Source organism: Streptomyces sp. NPDC092952 (genome assembly GCF_044754785.1).
GTDB lineage: Bacteria > Actinomycetota > Actinomycetes > Streptomycetales > Streptomycetaceae > Streptomyces.
On sequence record NZ_JBIVPT010000004.1, the window covers coordinates 354,919 to 370,129 of the forward strand.

Here is a 15,211-nt window from a genome sequence, read left to right on the forward strand (position 1 = left end):
GGGGCCTTCGGCCCCGGAACGGCGGTGCTTAGACTTAGCCAAGGCTTACCTTCGCGATGTTCTCAGCCGTCTGTTCCTTGCCACTTCGTTCCTCGTAGCTCCGCCCCTCGCAACTCCGCCCCTCGCCCCGCACCTCCGATTCTCGTCACGTGATTGGGTCCGATGTCAGCCGCCGCTCCACGCCGCTCCAGACGCGCTCTCGCGACGGCGGCGGCCGTCGTGGCGCTGCTGGTGGCGGTCCTCCTCAGCCTGGCCGTGGGGGCCCGTTCCATACCCCCGGCCGAGGTCTTCGACGCCCTGCTGCACGGCGGGCACTCCGACAACGCCGAAGTCGTACGGAACATGCGCGTGCCGCGCACCCTGATCGGCCTGATGGTCGGGGTCGGGCTGGCCCTCGCCGGGACGGTGCTCCAGGGCATCACCCGCAACCCCATCGCCGACCCCGGCATCCTCGGGATCAGCCAGGGCGCCTCGGTGGGGGTGGTGCTGGCCATCGCGTTCGCCGGGGTCCACACGCTGACCGGGTACGTGTGGTTCGCCTTCGCGGGCGCGGCGATCGCCTCCGTCGCGGTGTACGCCATCGCGTCGAGCGGGCGCGGCGGTGCCACGCCGGTGAAGCTCGCGCTCGGCGGGGCCGCGATCAACGCGCTGCTGGTCTCGGTGACCTCGGCGGTGCTGACGACGAAGGCGTCCGCGCTCGACGAGTTCCGCTTCTGGCAGGTCGGCTCGCTCGGCGGGCGCGAGGCCGTGGTGGCGGGGCAGATCTGGCCGTTCCTGCTGGTCGGAACGGTGCTCGTACTGTCCGTCGCACGCGGTCTGGACGCGCTGGCGCTCGGCGAGGACGTCGCCAAGGGGCTCGGGCAGAACGTCGCGACGGTCCGGATCCTCGGCGGCGTCGGCGCCACCGTGCTGACCGGGGTCGGGGTCGCGGCGGCCGGGCCGATCGCGTTCATCGGCCTCGCCGTCCCGCACATCGCCCGCGCCGTCGTCGGCACCGACCACCGCTGGGTGCTGCCGATGGCCGCGCTGATCGGTCCCGTGATGCTGCTGGTCGCCGACGTGATCGGCCGCGTCGTCTTCCCGCCGAGCGAGGTCCCGGCGGGGGTGATGACGGCGCTGATCGGCGTTCCGTTCCTGGTCACCCTCGTACGCCGGAAGGCGGTGCCCGCATGAGCGTCGAAACCGAGGCGCGGGCGGGGGCGCCGGTACGGGTGCGGCCCGCCGGGTACCACGTCGTACGGATCGGGGCGCGGGGACGGTTCCTGCTGCACCGGCGGGCCGCGCTGGTCGCCGGCGCGCTCGTGGTGGCGCTCGCCGTCGTCTGCGTCGCCTACCTCTGCGTCGGCGAGAACTTCGTGGCACCCGGCGAGGTGCTGAAGGTGCTGCTGGGGCAGCCGTCCTCGAACGAGCTGGTCGTCGGCACGCTGCGGCTGCCCCGGATGGTGACCGGGCTGCTGGTCGGCGTCGCCTTCGGGATCGCCGGGGCGCTGATCCAGACCGTCGCCCGCAACCCGCTGGCCAGCCCCGACATCATCGGGATCAGCCAGGGCGCGAGCGCGCTCACGGTCGGCGCGATGACCTTCGGCATCACCTCGTACACCGTGCTGCCGTACCTCTCCGTGCTCGGCGGGGTGGTGGCGGCGGCGCTGGTGTACGTCTTCGCCTGGCGCGGCGGGCTGCACGCCACCCGCTTCGTCCTCATCGGCATCGGCTTCGCGATCGCGCTGCGCTCGGTCACCACCCTGTTCCTGACGAAGGGCGACTACCTGGTCGCCCAGCAGGCCAAGATCTGGATGACCGGCTCGCTCAACGGCCGGGGCTGGGCCGAGGCCACGCCGCTGCTGTGGACGCTGCTGGTCCTGCTGCCCGCCGTGCTGTGGGCGGCCCGCGCCCAGCGCACCGTCTCCATGGACGACGACACCGCGACCGCGCTCGGGGTGCGGCTCGGGCGGGTGCGGCTGGGGCTGGTCGCGCTCGGCGTCGTCCTGGCGTCGGTGGCGACCGGGACGGCCGGGCCGGTGGACTTCGTGGCGCTGCTCGCCCCGCAGATCGCCCGCCGGATGACCCGTACCGCGCAGATCCCGCTGCTCTGCTCGGCGCTGCTCGGCGCGGTCATCGTGGTGTTCGCGGACCTGCTGGCGCGCAGGCTCTTCTCGCCCACCGAGCTTCCGGTGGGCGTACTGACGGCGGCGGTCGGCGCCCCGTATCTGATCTGGCTGATCATCCGAGGCCAGGGTGGCGGTCGCGGCCGCAGTGGAGGAACGGCATGACTTCGACCCGTACGGTGTCCGGGACCCCGGACCCTTCCACGAACCCGTCCGCGTCCCCGGACCCGGTGGGCGGGCGGCTCACCGCACGGGGGCTGACGCTCTCGTACGAGGAGCGCACCGTCGTCCACGAGCTGGACCTGACCGTGCCGGACGGGCAGGTCACCGTCATCGTCGGGCCGAACGCCTGCGGCAAGTCGACCACCCTGCGCGCGCTCGGCCGACTCCTCAAGCCGCGCGGCGGGGCGGTCCTCCTCGACGGCACCGAGCTGTCGAGCATCCCCACCCGGAAGATCGCCCAGGCCATCGGGCTGCTGCCGCAGACCCCGGTGGCCCCGGAGGCGATCACCGTCAGCGATCTCGTCGCGCGCGGGCGCCAGCCGCACCAGCACTGGTGGCAGCAGTGGTCGGACGAGGACGAGCGGGCGGTGACGGAGGCGATGGAGCGAACCGACATCACCGCGCTCGGCGAGCGGTCCGTGGACGAGCTGTCCGGCGGCCAGCGCCAGCGGGTGTGGATCGCGATGGCGCTCGCCCAGGAGACCGATCTGCTGCTGCTCGACGAGCCGACCACGTACCTGGACATCGCGCACCAGGTGGAGGTGCTGGACCTGGTGCGCCGGCTCACCGCCCCGGCGGCGGACGGCAGCCGGGGCCGGACCGTGGTCACCGTGCTCCACGACCTCAACCAGGCCGCCCGGTACGCGGACCACCTGGTCGCCATGAAGGCGGGCCGGATCGTCGCCGAGGGCCGCCCGGCGGACGTCGTCACGGCCGGGCTCGTCCGCGAGGTCTTCGGGCTGGAGGCGGTGATCGTCCCGGACCCGGTGACCGGTTCGCCGCTCGTGGTGCCGGGCGCGCCCTGGCAGCCCGGCACATCGGGCGACTGAAACCCGGCGTCGGCCCCGTGGACGACCGGCCCCCGGGCCGGCCACGCGGACGAGCGACCCGTTCGAACCCACGACAGGAAAGCACGACAAGAAAGCAGGCAGCCCATGACCGCCACCCCCCTCACCCGCCGTCGCGGCCTCGCGCTCGGCGTGCTCTCGCTGGCCGGGGCGCTCACCCTCTCCGCCTGCGGTTTCTCGGAGTCCGGCGGGAGCGCCAGCGGCTCCGGCGACTCCGGGTCCGACGCGGCCGGAACCCACACCGTGAAGACGGCCATGGGCGACGTCGAGGTCCCCGCGCACCCGAAGCGCGTCGTGGTCCTGGACACCGGCGAGCTGGACTCCGCGCTCACCCTCGGGGTGCGGCCGGTCGGCGCGACGCACTCGGCGTCGGAGGACGGCTTCCCGTCGTACCTGCCCGCGAGCGCCACGAAGGGCATCAAGGAGGTCGGTGAGATCGCCAACCCCAACCTGGAGACCGTCGCCTCGCTGAAGCCGGACCTGATCCTCACCAGCAAGGTCCGCGACGGCGACCGCTACGAGCAGCTGCGCGCCATCGCCCCGACCGTGATGACCGAGTCCACCGGCACGGCCTGGAAGGAGAACTTCCAGCTCCACGCGGAGGCGCTCGGCAAGCAGGCCGAGGCCAAGGAGGCCGTCGCCGCCTACGACGCCCACGTGGCGAAGGTGACCGAGGCGATCGGCGGGAAGAAGAAGGCCGCCGCGACCGAGGTGAACTTCGTCCGCTTCGTCGAGGGCGCCGACATCCGGATCTACGGCAAGAAGAACTACATCGGCTCGATCCTCGCCGACCTCGGGGTGGGCCGCCCCGCGATCACCGACAAGGCCAAGGACGGCTTCTCCTACGACGTGTCGCCGGAGAAGATCGACCTGGCCGACGCGGACGTCGTCTTCACGTCGACGTACGGCGACCCGGCGAAGGCCGGCACCGACAGGACGATGAACAGCGGGCTGTGGAAGAACCTGCGGGCATCGAAGAACGGCAAGGTCTTCAAGGTCGACGACCGGCTCTGGATCGCGGGCATCGGCTACACCGCGGCCGACAGGATCCTCGACGAGTTCCAGGCGAAAATGGCGACGGCCGGCTGAGGCCCCGCGCCTCCCGCCGCTACGACCGCGGCCTCCGCGCGCGCCAGATCAGGTAGAGCGCGGAGGCGACGGCCGCTCCCCGGACCGCCCACGGCCAGGTCTCGTCGATCGCGGCGTTGAGCTGCCCGGCCGCGACGGGCTCGCCCCAGCGGCCCTCGGTCCGGCCCCACAGCCAGAGCAGCGCACCCGCCGCGACCGTGCCCGGCAGCCCCATCGCGGCCCACTTCGCCTCCGTGCGGGAGAGCGTGCGCGAGCTGTACGCGAGGAGCCAGCCGCCGCCCAGGGCCAGCCAGGAACCGGTCACGGCGCCCGCCACCAGGAGCACCGCCGCGAGGAAGAGCAGCGGATGGGTGATCCGGCGGCCGCCCTCCCGCTCCTCGCGCGGGGCGCGGCGGACGAGGCGCAGCAGGCGGCGCGGCTTCCCGGCGGGCCGCCCGTCGTCCCCGGCCCCCGCTTCCTCGCCCGGCTCCTCCGCGTCCTCCGCGTTCTCCGCGTCCTGCTCCGCCTCTTCCTCACCTGGTTCGGAGGGCGGAAGCGGCCGGCGGAGCATGGCCGGGATCTCCACCCCGCCGCTGAACCCGGGTACGTCGACGCCCCGGCCGAACGGCACCGGATCGACACGCCACCAGTCGGGCTCGCCCCGGGAGGGCCCCAGCTCGTCCGTACCGGCCCGGTGCGGCGGCAGGGGGCCCTCGTCGGCCATCGGCTCCGGCGGCACTCCGGCGTCCGCCGCCGGGGCGGGGGCGTCCTCGGGGGCGCTCTTGCGGAGCAGCCCTCGGCGGGGGCGGGGCACGGCGGGGCGGGGCTCCGGGACCACCGGGGCTGCTGGGGCCTCGGGACGTCCCGGCCCGCCGCTGTCGTCCGGGGACGCGCCGCCGCCCGAGGCCGCGGCGGCCACCAGTTCGTCCGGGGAGCCGAGGCGGCCGATGATGCGGCGGACCGTCGCCGGGCTGTCCCCGGACGCCTTCCCGCGCTGCCGGTCGATCTCGCCCCGGACCTCCGCCACCAGCCTCATCCGGTCCGCCGAGGACATCTGGCGCTGGTGAGCCAGGTCCCCGACCCGGCTCAGATAGTCGTAGACCAGCTGGTCGCTCTCGATGCCCACGTACGCGTCCCCTCCTGAAGCCTGCACCGAAGGTAGCGCCCTCGGGCCCCTCCGGAGCGGCTACCGTGGGGCGGATGGGGACGACCACACCACCACGGACGCTCGCCGAAGCGCTCCGCGCCCGGGACGACGCGTCGCTGGCCGCACTGCTGCGGGCCCGCCCCGACCTGCTCAACCCGGTGCCGGGCGACATCACCCAGCTCGCGACCCGGGCCGGTACCCGCGCCTCCGTCGTCCGCGCGCTGGAACGGCTGGACCGGTTCGCCCTCCAGACCGCCGAGGCGCTCGCGGTGGCCGCCGAACCCGTCCCGTACCCGACCCTGCTCGCCCTGCTCACCGGCGACGGACCGGACGGCGACCCGGACCAGGCCGCTGAGCGCGCCCCGGACGCCGGGGCCACCGCCGGGGCCGTCGCCGGCGCCCTGCCCCGCGCCCTGGCCACCCTGCGCGAACAGGCCCTGGTCTGGGGCGAGGACGACCGGCTGCGGCTGGTCCGTACGGCGCGCGAACTCCTCGCCCCGTCCCCGCAGCACCCCTCCCCCACCGGTCTCGGGCCGACCGTCGCCGAGGCGACCTCCGGCATGTCCCCGGGCCGCCTCCAGGAGATCCTGGCCGCCGCCGGACTGCCCGCCACCCACGATCCGGTCTCCGCCGTGCAGTCCCTGACCGGGCTCTTCACCGACCGGGCCGCGATGGGCGCGCTGCTCGACACCGCCCCGGCCGAGTCCCTGGCCGTACTGGACCGGCTGGTGTGGGGGCCGCCGTACGGGGAGGTCACCCCGAACCCCGCCCCGCCGGTGACCTGGCTGCGCGACCGGGGGCTGCTGCTGCCGGTGTCGGCCCGCACGGTGGTGCTCCCCCGCGAGGCCGCCCTGCATCTGCGGGCCGGGCGCGCCCACCGGGTGCCGGAGCCTGAGCCGCCCGTCGTGACGGCCGCCGCCCACCGCGATCCACAGGCTGTGGACAACGCGGCGGCCGCCCAGGCGTTCCTCGCGGTGAGCACCGTCGAGGAGCTGGTGAAGAGCTGGGACGGCGGCGGACCGCCGATACTGCGGGCCGGCGGGCTCAGCGTCCGCGAGCTGAAACGGACCGCCGCCACCCTGGACGTCCCCGAGCGGACCGCCGCCTTCTGGGCCGAACTGGCCTATGGGGCAGGGCTGTTGGCCTCCGACGGCGAGGCCGACGAACGGTACGCGCCGACGCCCGCGTACGACGACTGGGCCGCCCTGCCCGCCCAGGAACGCTGGGCGGAACTGGCCACCGCCTGGCTGACCGCCACCCGCGTCCCCGGACTCGTCGGCGGCCAGGACGCCAAGGGGCGGACGATGGCCGCGCTCGGGCCGGGGCTCGACCGCTCCGCCGCGCCCGAGGTACGCCGCCGGGTCCTCACCCTCCTCGCCGGGCTGGAGCCCGGCACCGCGCCCGCCCCGGAGACCGTCCTCGCCCGGCTCCGCTGGGAACGCCCGCTGCGCGGCGCCGCCTCCGCCGCCGCCGACGACGGCACCGCCGACCTGCGGTCCCGGGTCGCCCTGTGGACGCTCGACGAGTCGGAGCTGCTCGGCATCACCGGCCGGGGCGCCCTCGCCGCCCCCACCCGGGCCCTGCTGGACGACCGGCCCGCCGAAGCCGCCGCACGCCTCGCCCCGCTCCTGCCCGAACCGCTCGACCACGTCCTGCTCCAGGCCGACCTGACGGCCGTCGCCCCCGGACCGCTGGAACGCCCGCTGGCCGAGGCGCTCTCCGTCCTCGCCGACATCGAGTCGAAGGGCGGCGCGACGGTCTACCGCTTCACCCCCGGCTCGGTGCGCCGCGCCCTGGACGCCGGGCAGTCCGCGGCCGACCTGCACGCCTTCCTCACCGCCCACAGCCGTACCCCCGTACCGCAGCCGCTCAGCTACCTCATCGACGACATCGCCCGCCGCCACGGCCACCTGCGGATCGGCGCCGCCTCCTCGTACGTGCGCTGCGACGACGAGGCCGTGCTGAACGAGATCCTCGCCGACAAGCGCTCCGCCACACTGCGGCTGCGCCGCCTCGCCCCGACGGTCCTGGCCGCGCAGGCCGACCCGGCCTCACTGCTCGACGGGCTGCGCGAGATGGGGTACGCCCCGGCCGCGGAGTCCGCCGACGGCGACGTCCTGATCACCCGCGCAGGTGCCCGCCGCACCCCGCCCCGCACCGCGCCGGCCCCGGTGCCCGAGGGCCCGCCGGTACCGGACGCCACCCTGCTCGACGCGGCGGTCCGGGCCATCCGCGCCGGGGACACGGCCGCCACGGTCGCCCGCAAGGACACCCCGGAATCCCCCGCCACCACCCCCGGCGCCCTGCCCCGCACCACCTCCGCCGAGACCCTCGCCACCGTCCAGGCCGCCGTACTGACCGGTTCGGCGCTCTGGATCGGCTACGTGAACGCGGACGGCGCCGCCAGCCAGCGGGTCATCGCCCCGGTCCGCGTCGAGGGCGGCTTCGTCACCGCGTACGACCACACCGCCGACGAGATCCGCACCTACCCCCTCCACCGCATCACCGGCGTCGCCGAACTCGCGGACGACGTGACGGAGTGACGGCGTGGCCCGGTCCCGGGGCGCCCCCGGACGGACGGGGTCAGCCCCGTGGACCGGTACCGTGCCGCGCCGCCCTCAGCAGACCCACCAGCCGGTCCACGTCCGTCCACGGGTTGTCCGTGTACCCCTTCGCCCTCCGGCGCAGCGCCCCCGCGCGCCTCTCCGCTCCCTCGTGCCTGCCGCTCAGACTCTCGTACGCCAGATGCTTGCGACCGGCCGCGTAGCCACAGGTACCGAGCTTCTCCAACGCCCGCTGCGCGTCGGCCGACGTGCGGTATCCGGACACGTCCTGGAAGTGGAGCAGAAGCCAGAGCTCGAAGCAGGGATTGGTGAGCGCCACCTCGACGCCGTTGCGCCGGGCCAGGTCCAGGGCTTCCGCGAGCCCGTCGTGCGGAACGGGTGCTTCGACGTCGATCACGCACCAGACCTCGTCGTACTCCGTGTACCGGTCGTCCGGCGAGTGGGGCGCCCGCTTCTTGTGCTCGATGGCCGCGCGCACGAGTGATTTCGGCTCGCCGTGCTCCTTGCCGAGGCAGATGGCCAGCGGGAGAGTACGCAGTTCGGCTTTCAGCCCCCGGAAATACTGGACCTCCGTGCACTCCCCCTCGCAGTAGATCAGGAACCTACGCTGCTCCGGGCGCACGCCCTTCGTCCGCCGTAGCGGCTTCCCCCGCTTCACGTCCACCCCCGTACCGCAACGCCGCCGTCATGTCCCGCAGCACATCGTCGTCCAGATGCGGCACCGCCCCGTAACGTCCGCCCAGATACCGCTTCTCCAGATTGTCGGCCTGGCCGCGCACCGAGAACTCGGTCAGGGGGAACAGCCGTGTCGCCAGTGTCTCGGGGTCCTTCTCCGTGAACCAGACCTGGTCCCTGAAGAGCCTCGTCCGGACGTTCCGCCCGAGCAGAGCCGCTTCGTGCGTACTGAACACCAGCTGGGCTCCGGTGACATTGGTCTCGGGCGACTGGAACATGCCCACCAGGGCGTCCACGAGGTAGGGGTGCAGGCGTGCGTCGAGTTCGTCCACGCAGAGGACCCCGCCCCCCATCAAGGTGGTGATCACCGGGCCGATCAGCCCGATCCAGGTACGCGTCCCGCTCGACTCGTAGGCGAGGTCGAGGGGGAACACCCCGTCCGTCGTACGGTGATCCACCCGCACACGCCGCTTCTGGTCCTGCTGGATGCGGACCTTCTCCCCCAGGACGTCCCTGATCGCCCGGGTGATCCGCTTGTGGTCCTCCTGCGCCGCCTCGTCCCACTCCTTGATCTCCAGGCCGGAAACGCCGAGGTCCGCGAAGCGGAGCAGCGCCATCGCGGATTCCGCCGCCGGTTCTCCGTCCTCCGCGAGGCACAGCCGCACGGTGTGGTCGAGGCGCTGCGGGAAGTCCCGGTCCGTCGCCATCCGCAGACCGGACCCGAACCAGCGGAACACCGCCCCCAGCTGTTCGTGCCCCTGGGCCGCCGCCACCGACAGGTAGAGGCTGTTGGGCCTCAGCAACTCGGCGATCAGCTTGCGCCGCCCGGTGAGCCAGCGCCCGAAGACCACCTGCCCCTCGGCGTCACGCTCGTAGAGACGCCGCTGCCGGCCCTCGGGGTAGTAGTAGAGCCACTCCTCGGTCACCCGGTCGTCGTCGGCCGAGAAGCCGAACTGGTGACGCACCCCCGCCACGACGAAGTCCACGGCGAAGGAGCTGGGGTGCGCGGAGGCGTCCCGCCGCAGGGCGAACGGCCGCCGCGGAACCCCACCGCTCGGATCCCAGTGCCGGAACGACGACAGCACCGCCGAACGCATCCAGCCCAGCGCGTCGAGGAGATTCGACTTGCCGGAGGCGTTGGTCCCGTACACGGCGGCGACGGGGACCGCGCTCACGTCGTCCGACAACCTCACCTCGGCACGCTCCGGGCGGTGGTCGCCCACGACGAGCGACAGCTCCTGCTCCTCCCGGAGCGAAGCGTGGTTCGCGACCTGGAACCGAAGCAGCATGGCGACTCCTCCCCGCATTGGACGATGTCGTCAGACAGGCTTTCCCGTCAGTATTCGACCATACTGTTGGCCAAACGACATTGCATAGAGTTGTCACTCCTTCTGCTCGGAGTAACTCACTTCGTCTTCTCCTTCAGTCATTTCCTTCAGTCATCTCCTTCGGTCTTCTTGCTCCTCCTTCTCCTTCGTCTTCTCCCCTCGCCCTGTTCCTCCGGCATTCCCCCAGCCGTGTCGCGTCAACGAGGGCGGCGCGCGTTGAGCCGGGCCGCCTGGCGGGTCAGGTGGTCGCGTTCGGCGAGGTTGGTCGCCCGGTGGGCGGCCTCGGCGTACAGCCGGGCCGCGGTCTCCCGGTCGCCGGCGCGCTCGTGGAGGTAGGCCGCGGCGGCGGTGTGGCGGGGCAGGCCGGCGTCGAGTTCCGCGAGGGCGGCGAGTCCGGCGTGCGGCCCGTCCGCCTCGCCGACGGCCACCGCCCGGTTGAGCCGGACGACCGGGCTGCCGGTCAGTCGGGCGAGCTCGTCGTACCACTCGACGATCTGCGGCCAGTCGGTCTCCCCGGCGCTCGGCGCGTCGGCGTGCAGGGCCGCGACGGCGGCCTGGGCCTGGTACTCGCCCAGCCGGTCGCGGGCGAGGGCGCCCTGGAGGATCGCGATGCCCTCGGCGATCGCCCCGGTGTCCCACCGGCTCCGGTCCTGCTCGGCCAGCGGCACCAGACTGCCGTCGGGGTCGGTCCGGGCGGCGCGCCGGGCGTGGTGGAGCAGCATCAGGGCGAGCAGCCCCGCCGCCTCCGGGTGGTCGACCCGGGCCGCGAGCTGCCGGGTGAGCCGGACGGCCTCGGCGGCCAGGTCGATGTCGCCGGAGTAGCCCTCGTTGAAGACCAGGTAGAGGACGCGCAGCACGGTGGCGACATCGCCGGGCCGGTCGAACCGCACCCCGGACACGATGCGCTTGGCCCGGCTGATGCGCTGCGCCATCGTCGCCTCGGGCACCAGATAGGCGCGGGCGATCTGGCGGGTGGTGAGCCCGCCGACGGCGCGCAGGGTGAGCGCGGCCGCGGCCGAGGGCGTCAGCGACGGATGGGCGCACAGGAAGTAGAGCTGGAGGGTGTCGTCGGCCGAGGGCGCGGGCCCGGCCGACGGTTCCTCGTCGACGAGGTCCTCGCGCCTGCGGCGGGCGGTGTCCGCCCGTACCGCGTCGAGGAAGCGGCGCCAGGCGACGGTGACCAGCCAGCCCTTCGGGTCGCGGGGCGGTTCCTCGGGCCAGACGCGGACCGCCTCGACCAGCGCGTCCTGCACGGCGTCCTCGGCCGCCGCGAAGTCGGCTCCGCGGCGGACGAGGATCGCGAGCACGCCCGGGGTGAGGCCCCGGATCAGTGCCTCGTCCATGGGCGGGGTCACTCCGTGATGGTCGGCGGCTCGGTCAGGAACGGGCGCAGTTCCAGCCACTCGTGGATCGGCCGGCCGCCCGCGCCGGGCGCGGCCGACAGCTCCCCGGCCAGCTCGACGGCGCGCTCGTGGCTGTCGACGTCGATGACCATCCAGCCGGCGATCAGGTCCTTGGTCTCGGCGAACGGTCCGTCGGTGACGGGCGGGCGCCCCTCCCCGTCGTACCGGACCCACTCCCCCTCGGGGGCGAGCGCCAGGCCCTCGACGAACTCTCCGGTCTTCTCCAGCCGGGCCGCGAAGTCGTTCATGTACTGGACGTGCGCCGTGATCTCCTCCGGGGTCCACTGGTCCATCGGTACGCAGTTGACCGCGTCCGGGGCGCCCCGGTAGTGCTTCAGCATCAGGTACTTGGCCATGGTGTCTCTCCTCGTCGGTGCGGCCGGTGCGGTCGCGTTCGTCCCGGGGACGGAGCCGGGTCCGGGTTCTCGACATCCCCGCGGACATCTTTCAGAAGTTTCTTCGAGGACCGGCCCCGGGCTGTGCACCGGACCGTACGCCGGGCCGGTTTCCGCTCCGATGCGGCACACTGGACGTTTGGCCTCATCCCTGGCCGCACCCCGTAGAAAGGGCCGACGCGCGTGACCGGACCCCTCATCGTCCAGAGCGACAAGACGCTGCTCCTCGAAGTCGACCACGACCAGGCCGACGCCTGCCGCCGGGCCATCGCCCCGTTCGCCGAGCTGGAGCGGGCACCGGAGCACATCCACACCTACCGGCTGACCCCGCTCGGACTGTGGAACGCGCGGGCCGCCGGGCACGACGCCGAGCAGGTCGTCGACGCCCTCGTGCAGTACTCGCGCTACCCGGTGCCGCACGCGCTGCTCGTCGACATCGCCGAGACGATGGCCCGGTACGGCCGCCTCACCCTCTCCAAGCACCCGGTGCACGGGCTGGTGCTGACCTCGACCGACCGGCCGGTGCTGGAGGAGGTGCTGCGCTCGAAGAAGGTGCAGCCGCTGGTGGGGGCGCGGATCGACCCGGACTCCGTGGCGGTGCACCCCTCCGAGCGCGGGCAGATCAAGCAGACGCTGCTGAAGCTGGGCTGGCCCGCCGAGGACCTCGCCGGTTACGTCGACGGCGAGGCGCACCCGATCGAGCTGGCCGAGGACGGCTGGTCGCTGCGGCCGTACCAGCGGCAGGCCGTGGAGGGCTTCTGGCACGGCGGCTCGGGTGTCGTCGTGCTGCCCTGTGGTGCGGGGAAGACGCTGGTCGGGGCGGGTGCGATGGCGCAGGCCAAGGCGACCACGCTGATCCTGGTGACGAACACGGTCTCGGCCCGGCAGTGGAAGCACGAGCTGGTGAAGCGGACCTCGCTGACCGAGGACGAGATCGGCGAGTACAGCGGGACCCGCAAGGAGATCCGGCCGGTCACGATCGCCACGTACCAGGTGCTGACGACCCGCAGGAAGGGGATCTATCCGCACCTGGAGCTGTTCGACTCCCGGGACTGGGGGCTGGTGATCTACGACGAGGTGCATCTGCTGCCCGCTCCGGTCTTCAAGTTCACCGCCGACCTCCAGGCGCGGCGGCGGCTCGGCCTGACCGCGACGCTGGTGCGCGAGGACGGCCGCGAGTCGGACGTGTTCTCGCTGATCGGGCCGAAGCGGTTCGACGCCCCGTGGAAGGAGATCGAGGCGCAGGGCTACATCGCGCCGGCCGACTGCGTCGAGGTGCGGGTCAATCTGACGGACTCCGAGCGCCTCGCGTACGCGACCGCCGAGACCGAGGAGAAGTACCGGTTCTGCGCGACGACGGCGACGAAGCGGAAGGTGACCGAGGCGCTGGTGCGGCGGCACCGCGGCGAGCAGACCCTGGTCATCGGGCAGTACATCGACCAGCTCGACGAGCTGGGCGAGCATCTGGACGCCCCGGTGATCAAGGGCGAGACGAGCAATGCCCAGCGCGAGAAGCTCTTCGACGCGTTCCGGTCCGGTGAGATCAGCGTGCTGGTGGTGTCGAAGGTCGCGAACTTCTCGATCGACCTTCCGGAGGCGACCGTGGCCATCCAGGTCTCCGGTACGTTCGGCTCCCGCCAGGAGGAGGCGCAGCGGCTGGGCCGGGTGCTGCGGCCGAAGGCGGACGGGCACGAGGCGCGGTTCTACTCGGTGGTCGCGCGCGACACCGTCGACCAGGACTTCGCGGCACACCGCCAGCGCTTCCTGGCCGAGCAGGGGTACGCGTACCGGATCGTCGACGCGGACGAGCTGCTGGCCGAGGGCTGAGCCCTCGGCTCAGCGGGCGTGGTGGTGGCGGCCGGTCTCTCTGCCGTGGTGCCGGGGGTCCGTCTCGTCGGCGTACTCCCCGAGCACGACCACGTCGAAGGCGGCGCGGACGAAGACCTTGACGGCGCGTACCGCGTCGCCGACGCGGTGGGTACGGGGGTGACCGGTGGCCGCGGTCGCGCCGTGCGCGGGGCCGGTCCTGCGGGGGTTCAGGATGACGGTGCTCATGTGTTCCATGGTCCTGCGCCCGGACCGGCGGGGGTATCGGTCCGGGGGTGGAATTCGGCGGCGCCCCTGGTAGGCCCCTGGTTGCACCCGTCTCCACCCCGTCCCCTACGGGACGTAGGAGCGTAGGGGGGGTACGCGCCCCCGGCACGGCACTCCGGCGACGACGGAGCGGCGTGCCGGGGGTGGTGTTCAGCGCAGCCCGAAGCGCCCGGCCCAGCCGGTCACATCGGCGGTCGTCGCGTTGCCTCCGCACACCACCAGGCCGAGCCGGGCGTCCTCACCGACGCGCTCCAGGACCCGGCGTGCCGCGGGCAGCAGGCATCCGGCGGCGGGCTCGCCCCAGACCTTCGCGTGGTCGGCCAGGTCGAGGGTGCCCTGCACGGCCTCGGCGTCCGTCACCGTGAGCACGTCCGTGACCAGCGCCGAGACGTGCTCGTAGGTGAGCTGTGAGGCACTGGGGGCGCTCAGTGTCGAAACGATCGAGGACAGTTCGACCGGCACCGGCCCGCCGGATGCCAGGGCCTGCGACATCGCTCGCGCGCCCTCGGTCTCCACGCCCCAGATCCGTACCCCGGGGCGGCGCGCGTGCAGCGCGGCGGCGACCCCGGAGATCAGTCCCCCGCCGCCGATGCTGACGAGTACGTCGGTGAGTTCCCCGGCGTCCTCCGCGAATTCCAGGCCGACCGTGCCCTGGGCGGCGACGACGACGGGGTCGTCGAAGGGGTGGACCGCGGTGAGTCCCTTGGCCCGGAAATCGTCCAGGAGGGCGAACGCCTCGTCCATGGTGTCGGCGAGGACGACGCTCGCCCCGGCGGCCTCCGCGACGGCCACGGCGCGGCCCGGAGCGGACCGCGGCATGACGACGGTCGCCTCGATGCCCAGTGCTCCGGCCATGACCGCGGTCGCGATGCCGTGGTTGCCACCGCTGACCGCCACGACACCGGCGGCGCGTTCGGCCCCACCGAGCGCGAGCAGCTTCGCCGTCGCGCCACGCGCCTTGAACGAGCCGGTGCGCTGGAGGAGTTCCAGTTTCACGGTGACGTCCGCGCCCAGGAACGCGGACAGACCGGGGCTCGGCACCGTGGGGGTCCGTACGACATGCCCGGAGATCCGCTCGGCTGCGGCTTCCACGTCCGCGACAGTAACCAGCACATTCGCCTCCGTCACACGATCCGAGCCGCGACAGCCGGGGATCCGTGTCGTCCACGGCACGGGGCGGCGGCCACGCGGCGCCGCTCCCGCACGGGTGGGATCGTCCGGGCGGCAGTTCGATCACCCTACGCCGTCCGTGCCCCGGTCGGCACGGGCCTCGGGACCGGGCGCCGGCCTCCGACGGGGCGCCCGCGGGGGACGGTGGCGGCTCCGGTCGGAATTCGTTGGCCTCGGCCCGGACCGGTCGAT

General features: G+C 73.4%; 13 protein-coding genes. 6 read left to right on the plus strand and 7 right to left on the minus strand.

The window, feature by feature from the left end; translation table 11 throughout:
• Nucleotides 1-162: 162 nt before the first annotated feature.
• The 4 genes from ACIQGQ_RS12695 to ACIQGQ_RS12710 all read left to right on the plus strand — a co-directional run bounded on the left by ACIQGQ_RS12695 (nt 163) and on the right by ACIQGQ_RS12710 (nt 4,264).
• Entirely contained in the window at nt 163-1,173 is a 1,011-nt protein-coding gene (locus ACIQGQ_RS12695; RefSeq protein ID WP_402394244.1) for a FecCD family ABC transporter permease, read from the plus strand.
• Nucleotides 1,170-2,270 (plus strand): FecCD family ABC transporter permease, encoded by a 1,101-nt coding sequence (locus ACIQGQ_RS12700; protein WP_402394246.1) that lies wholly within the window; start codon nt 1,170-1,172, stop codon nt 2,268-2,270. Before ACIQGQ_RS12695 ends, ACIQGQ_RS12700 begins: the two co-directional genes overlap by 4 nt.
• Complete coding sequence (locus ACIQGQ_RS12705) at nt 2,267-3,157, plus strand: ABC transporter ATP-binding protein (RefSeq protein ID WP_402394249.1); 891 nt, start codon at nt 2,267-2,269, stop codon at nt 3,155-3,157. The genes ACIQGQ_RS12700 and ACIQGQ_RS12705 overlap by 4 nt, the downstream gene beginning before the upstream one ends.
• A 105-nt stretch (nt 3,158-3,262) precedes the next feature.
• On the plus strand, nt 3,263-4,264 hold the full coding sequence (locus ACIQGQ_RS12710; protein ID WP_402394252.1) for an ABC transporter substrate-binding protein: 1,002 nt from the start codon (nt 3,263-3,265) through the stop codon (nt 4,262-4,264).
• Between the two features lie 19 nt (nt 4,265-4,283).
• Here the strand turns inward: ACIQGQ_RS12710 and ACIQGQ_RS12715 are convergent, their stop codons facing one another.
• Complete coding sequence (locus ACIQGQ_RS12715; protein WP_402394254.1) at nt 4,284-5,369, minus strand: hypothetical protein; 1,086 nt, start codon at nt 5,367-5,369, stop codon at nt 4,284-4,286.
• A gap of 74 nt (nt 5,370-5,443) precedes the next feature.
• Here ACIQGQ_RS12715 and ACIQGQ_RS12720 point away from each other — a divergent pair, with 74 nt between their 5' ends.
• The gene (locus tag ACIQGQ_RS12720) at nt 5,444-7,933 is read left to right on the plus strand and encodes a helicase-associated domain-containing protein (protein WP_402394257.1); all 2,490 of its coding nucleotides are present in this window, start codon (nt 5,444-5,446) and stop codon (nt 7,931-7,933) included.
• 40 nt (nt 7,934-7,973) lie between these two features.
• Here the strand turns inward: ACIQGQ_RS12720 and ACIQGQ_RS12725 are convergent, their stop codons facing one another.
• The 4 genes from ACIQGQ_RS12725 to ACIQGQ_RS12740 form a co-directional block, all read right to left on the minus strand.
• Nucleotides 7,974-8,576 carry an RloB family protein gene (locus ACIQGQ_RS12725; protein WP_402394259.1) on the minus strand — a complete coding sequence of 201 codons (603 nt, stop codon included), beginning with the start codon at nt 8,574-8,576 and terminating at the stop codon, nt 7,974-7,976.
• Nucleotides 8,557-9,918, minus strand: coding sequence for an ATP/GTP-binding protein (locus ACIQGQ_RS12730; RefSeq protein ID WP_402394260.1), 1,362 nt, complete (start codon nt 9,916-9,918; stop codon nt 8,557-8,559). The genes ACIQGQ_RS12725 and ACIQGQ_RS12730 overlap by 20 nt, the downstream gene beginning before the upstream one ends.
• A 236-nt stretch (nt 9,919-10,154) precedes the next feature.
• Entirely contained in the window at nt 10,155-11,300 is a 1,146-nt protein-coding gene (locus tag ACIQGQ_RS12735; RefSeq protein ID WP_402394263.1) for an RNA polymerase sigma factor, read from the minus strand.
• An 8-nt stretch (nt 11,301-11,308) separates the two neighbouring features.
• Nucleotides 11,309-11,716: a YciI family protein gene (locus ACIQGQ_RS12740; RefSeq protein ID WP_402394266.1), complete on the minus strand. Its 408-nt coding sequence runs from the start codon at nt 11,714-11,716 to the stop codon at nt 11,309-11,311.
• A 222-nt stretch (nt 11,717-11,938) separates the two neighbouring features.
• Between ACIQGQ_RS12740 and ACIQGQ_RS12745 the strand changes: the two genes are divergently transcribed.
• Entirely contained in the window at nt 11,939-13,582 is a 1,644-nt protein-coding gene (locus tag ACIQGQ_RS12745) for a DNA repair helicase XPB (protein WP_402394268.1), read from the plus strand.
• A gap of 9 nt (nt 13,583-13,591) precedes the next feature.
• On the opposite strand, the gene ACIQGQ_RS12750 is transcribed toward ACIQGQ_RS12745, so the two are convergent.
• Both ACIQGQ_RS12750 and ACIQGQ_RS12755 read right to left on the minus strand, forming a co-directional pair.
• Nucleotides 13,592-13,810, minus strand: coding sequence for a hypothetical protein (locus ACIQGQ_RS12750; RefSeq protein ID WP_366292705.1), 219 nt, complete (start codon nt 13,808-13,810; stop codon nt 13,592-13,594).
• Nucleotides 13,811-13,999: 189 nt separating this feature from the next.
• Complete coding sequence (locus ACIQGQ_RS12755) at nt 14,000-14,959, minus strand: pyridoxal-phosphate dependent enzyme (RefSeq protein ID WP_402394819.1); 960 nt, start codon at nt 14,957-14,959, stop codon at nt 14,000-14,002.
• Nucleotides 14,960-15,211: the final 252 nt, after the last annotated feature.

Bases quoted from the DNA above. Each gene is read 5' to 3' on its own strand.
- ACIQGQ_RS12695 (WP_402394244.1), top strand. From the start codon at position 163: ATGTCAGCCGCCGCTCCACGCCGCTCCAGACGCGCTCTCGCGACGGCG.
- ACIQGQ_RS12700 (WP_402394246.1), top strand. From the start codon at position 1,170: ATGAGCGTCGAAACCGAGGCGCGGGCGGGGGCGCCGGTACGGGTGCGG.
- ACIQGQ_RS12705 (WP_402394249.1), top strand. From the start codon at position 2,267: ATGACTTCGACCCGTACGGTGTCCGGGACCCCGGACCCTTCCACGAAC.
- ACIQGQ_RS12710 (WP_402394252.1), top strand. From the start codon at position 3,263: ATGACCGCCACCCCCCTCACCCGCCGTCGCGGCCTCGCGCTCGGCGTG.
- ACIQGQ_RS12720 (WP_402394257.1), top strand. From the start codon at position 5,444: ATGGGGACGACCACACCACCACGGACGCTCGCCGAAGCGCTCCGCGCC.
- ACIQGQ_RS12730 (WP_402394260.1), bottom strand. From the start codon at position 9,918: ATGCTGCTTCGGTTCCAGGTCGCGAACCACGCTTCGCTCCGGGAGGAG.
- ACIQGQ_RS12735 (WP_402394263.1), bottom strand. From the start codon at position 11,300: ATGGACGAGGCACTGATCCGGGGCCTCACCCCGGGCGTGCTCGCGATC.
- ACIQGQ_RS12740 (WP_402394266.1), bottom strand. From the start codon at position 11,716: ATGGCCAAGTACCTGATGCTGAAGCACTACCGGGGCGCCCCGGACGCG.
- ACIQGQ_RS12750 (WP_366292705.1), bottom strand. From the start codon at position 13,810: ATGAGCACCGTCATCCTGAACCCCCGCAGGACCGGCCCCGCGCACGGC.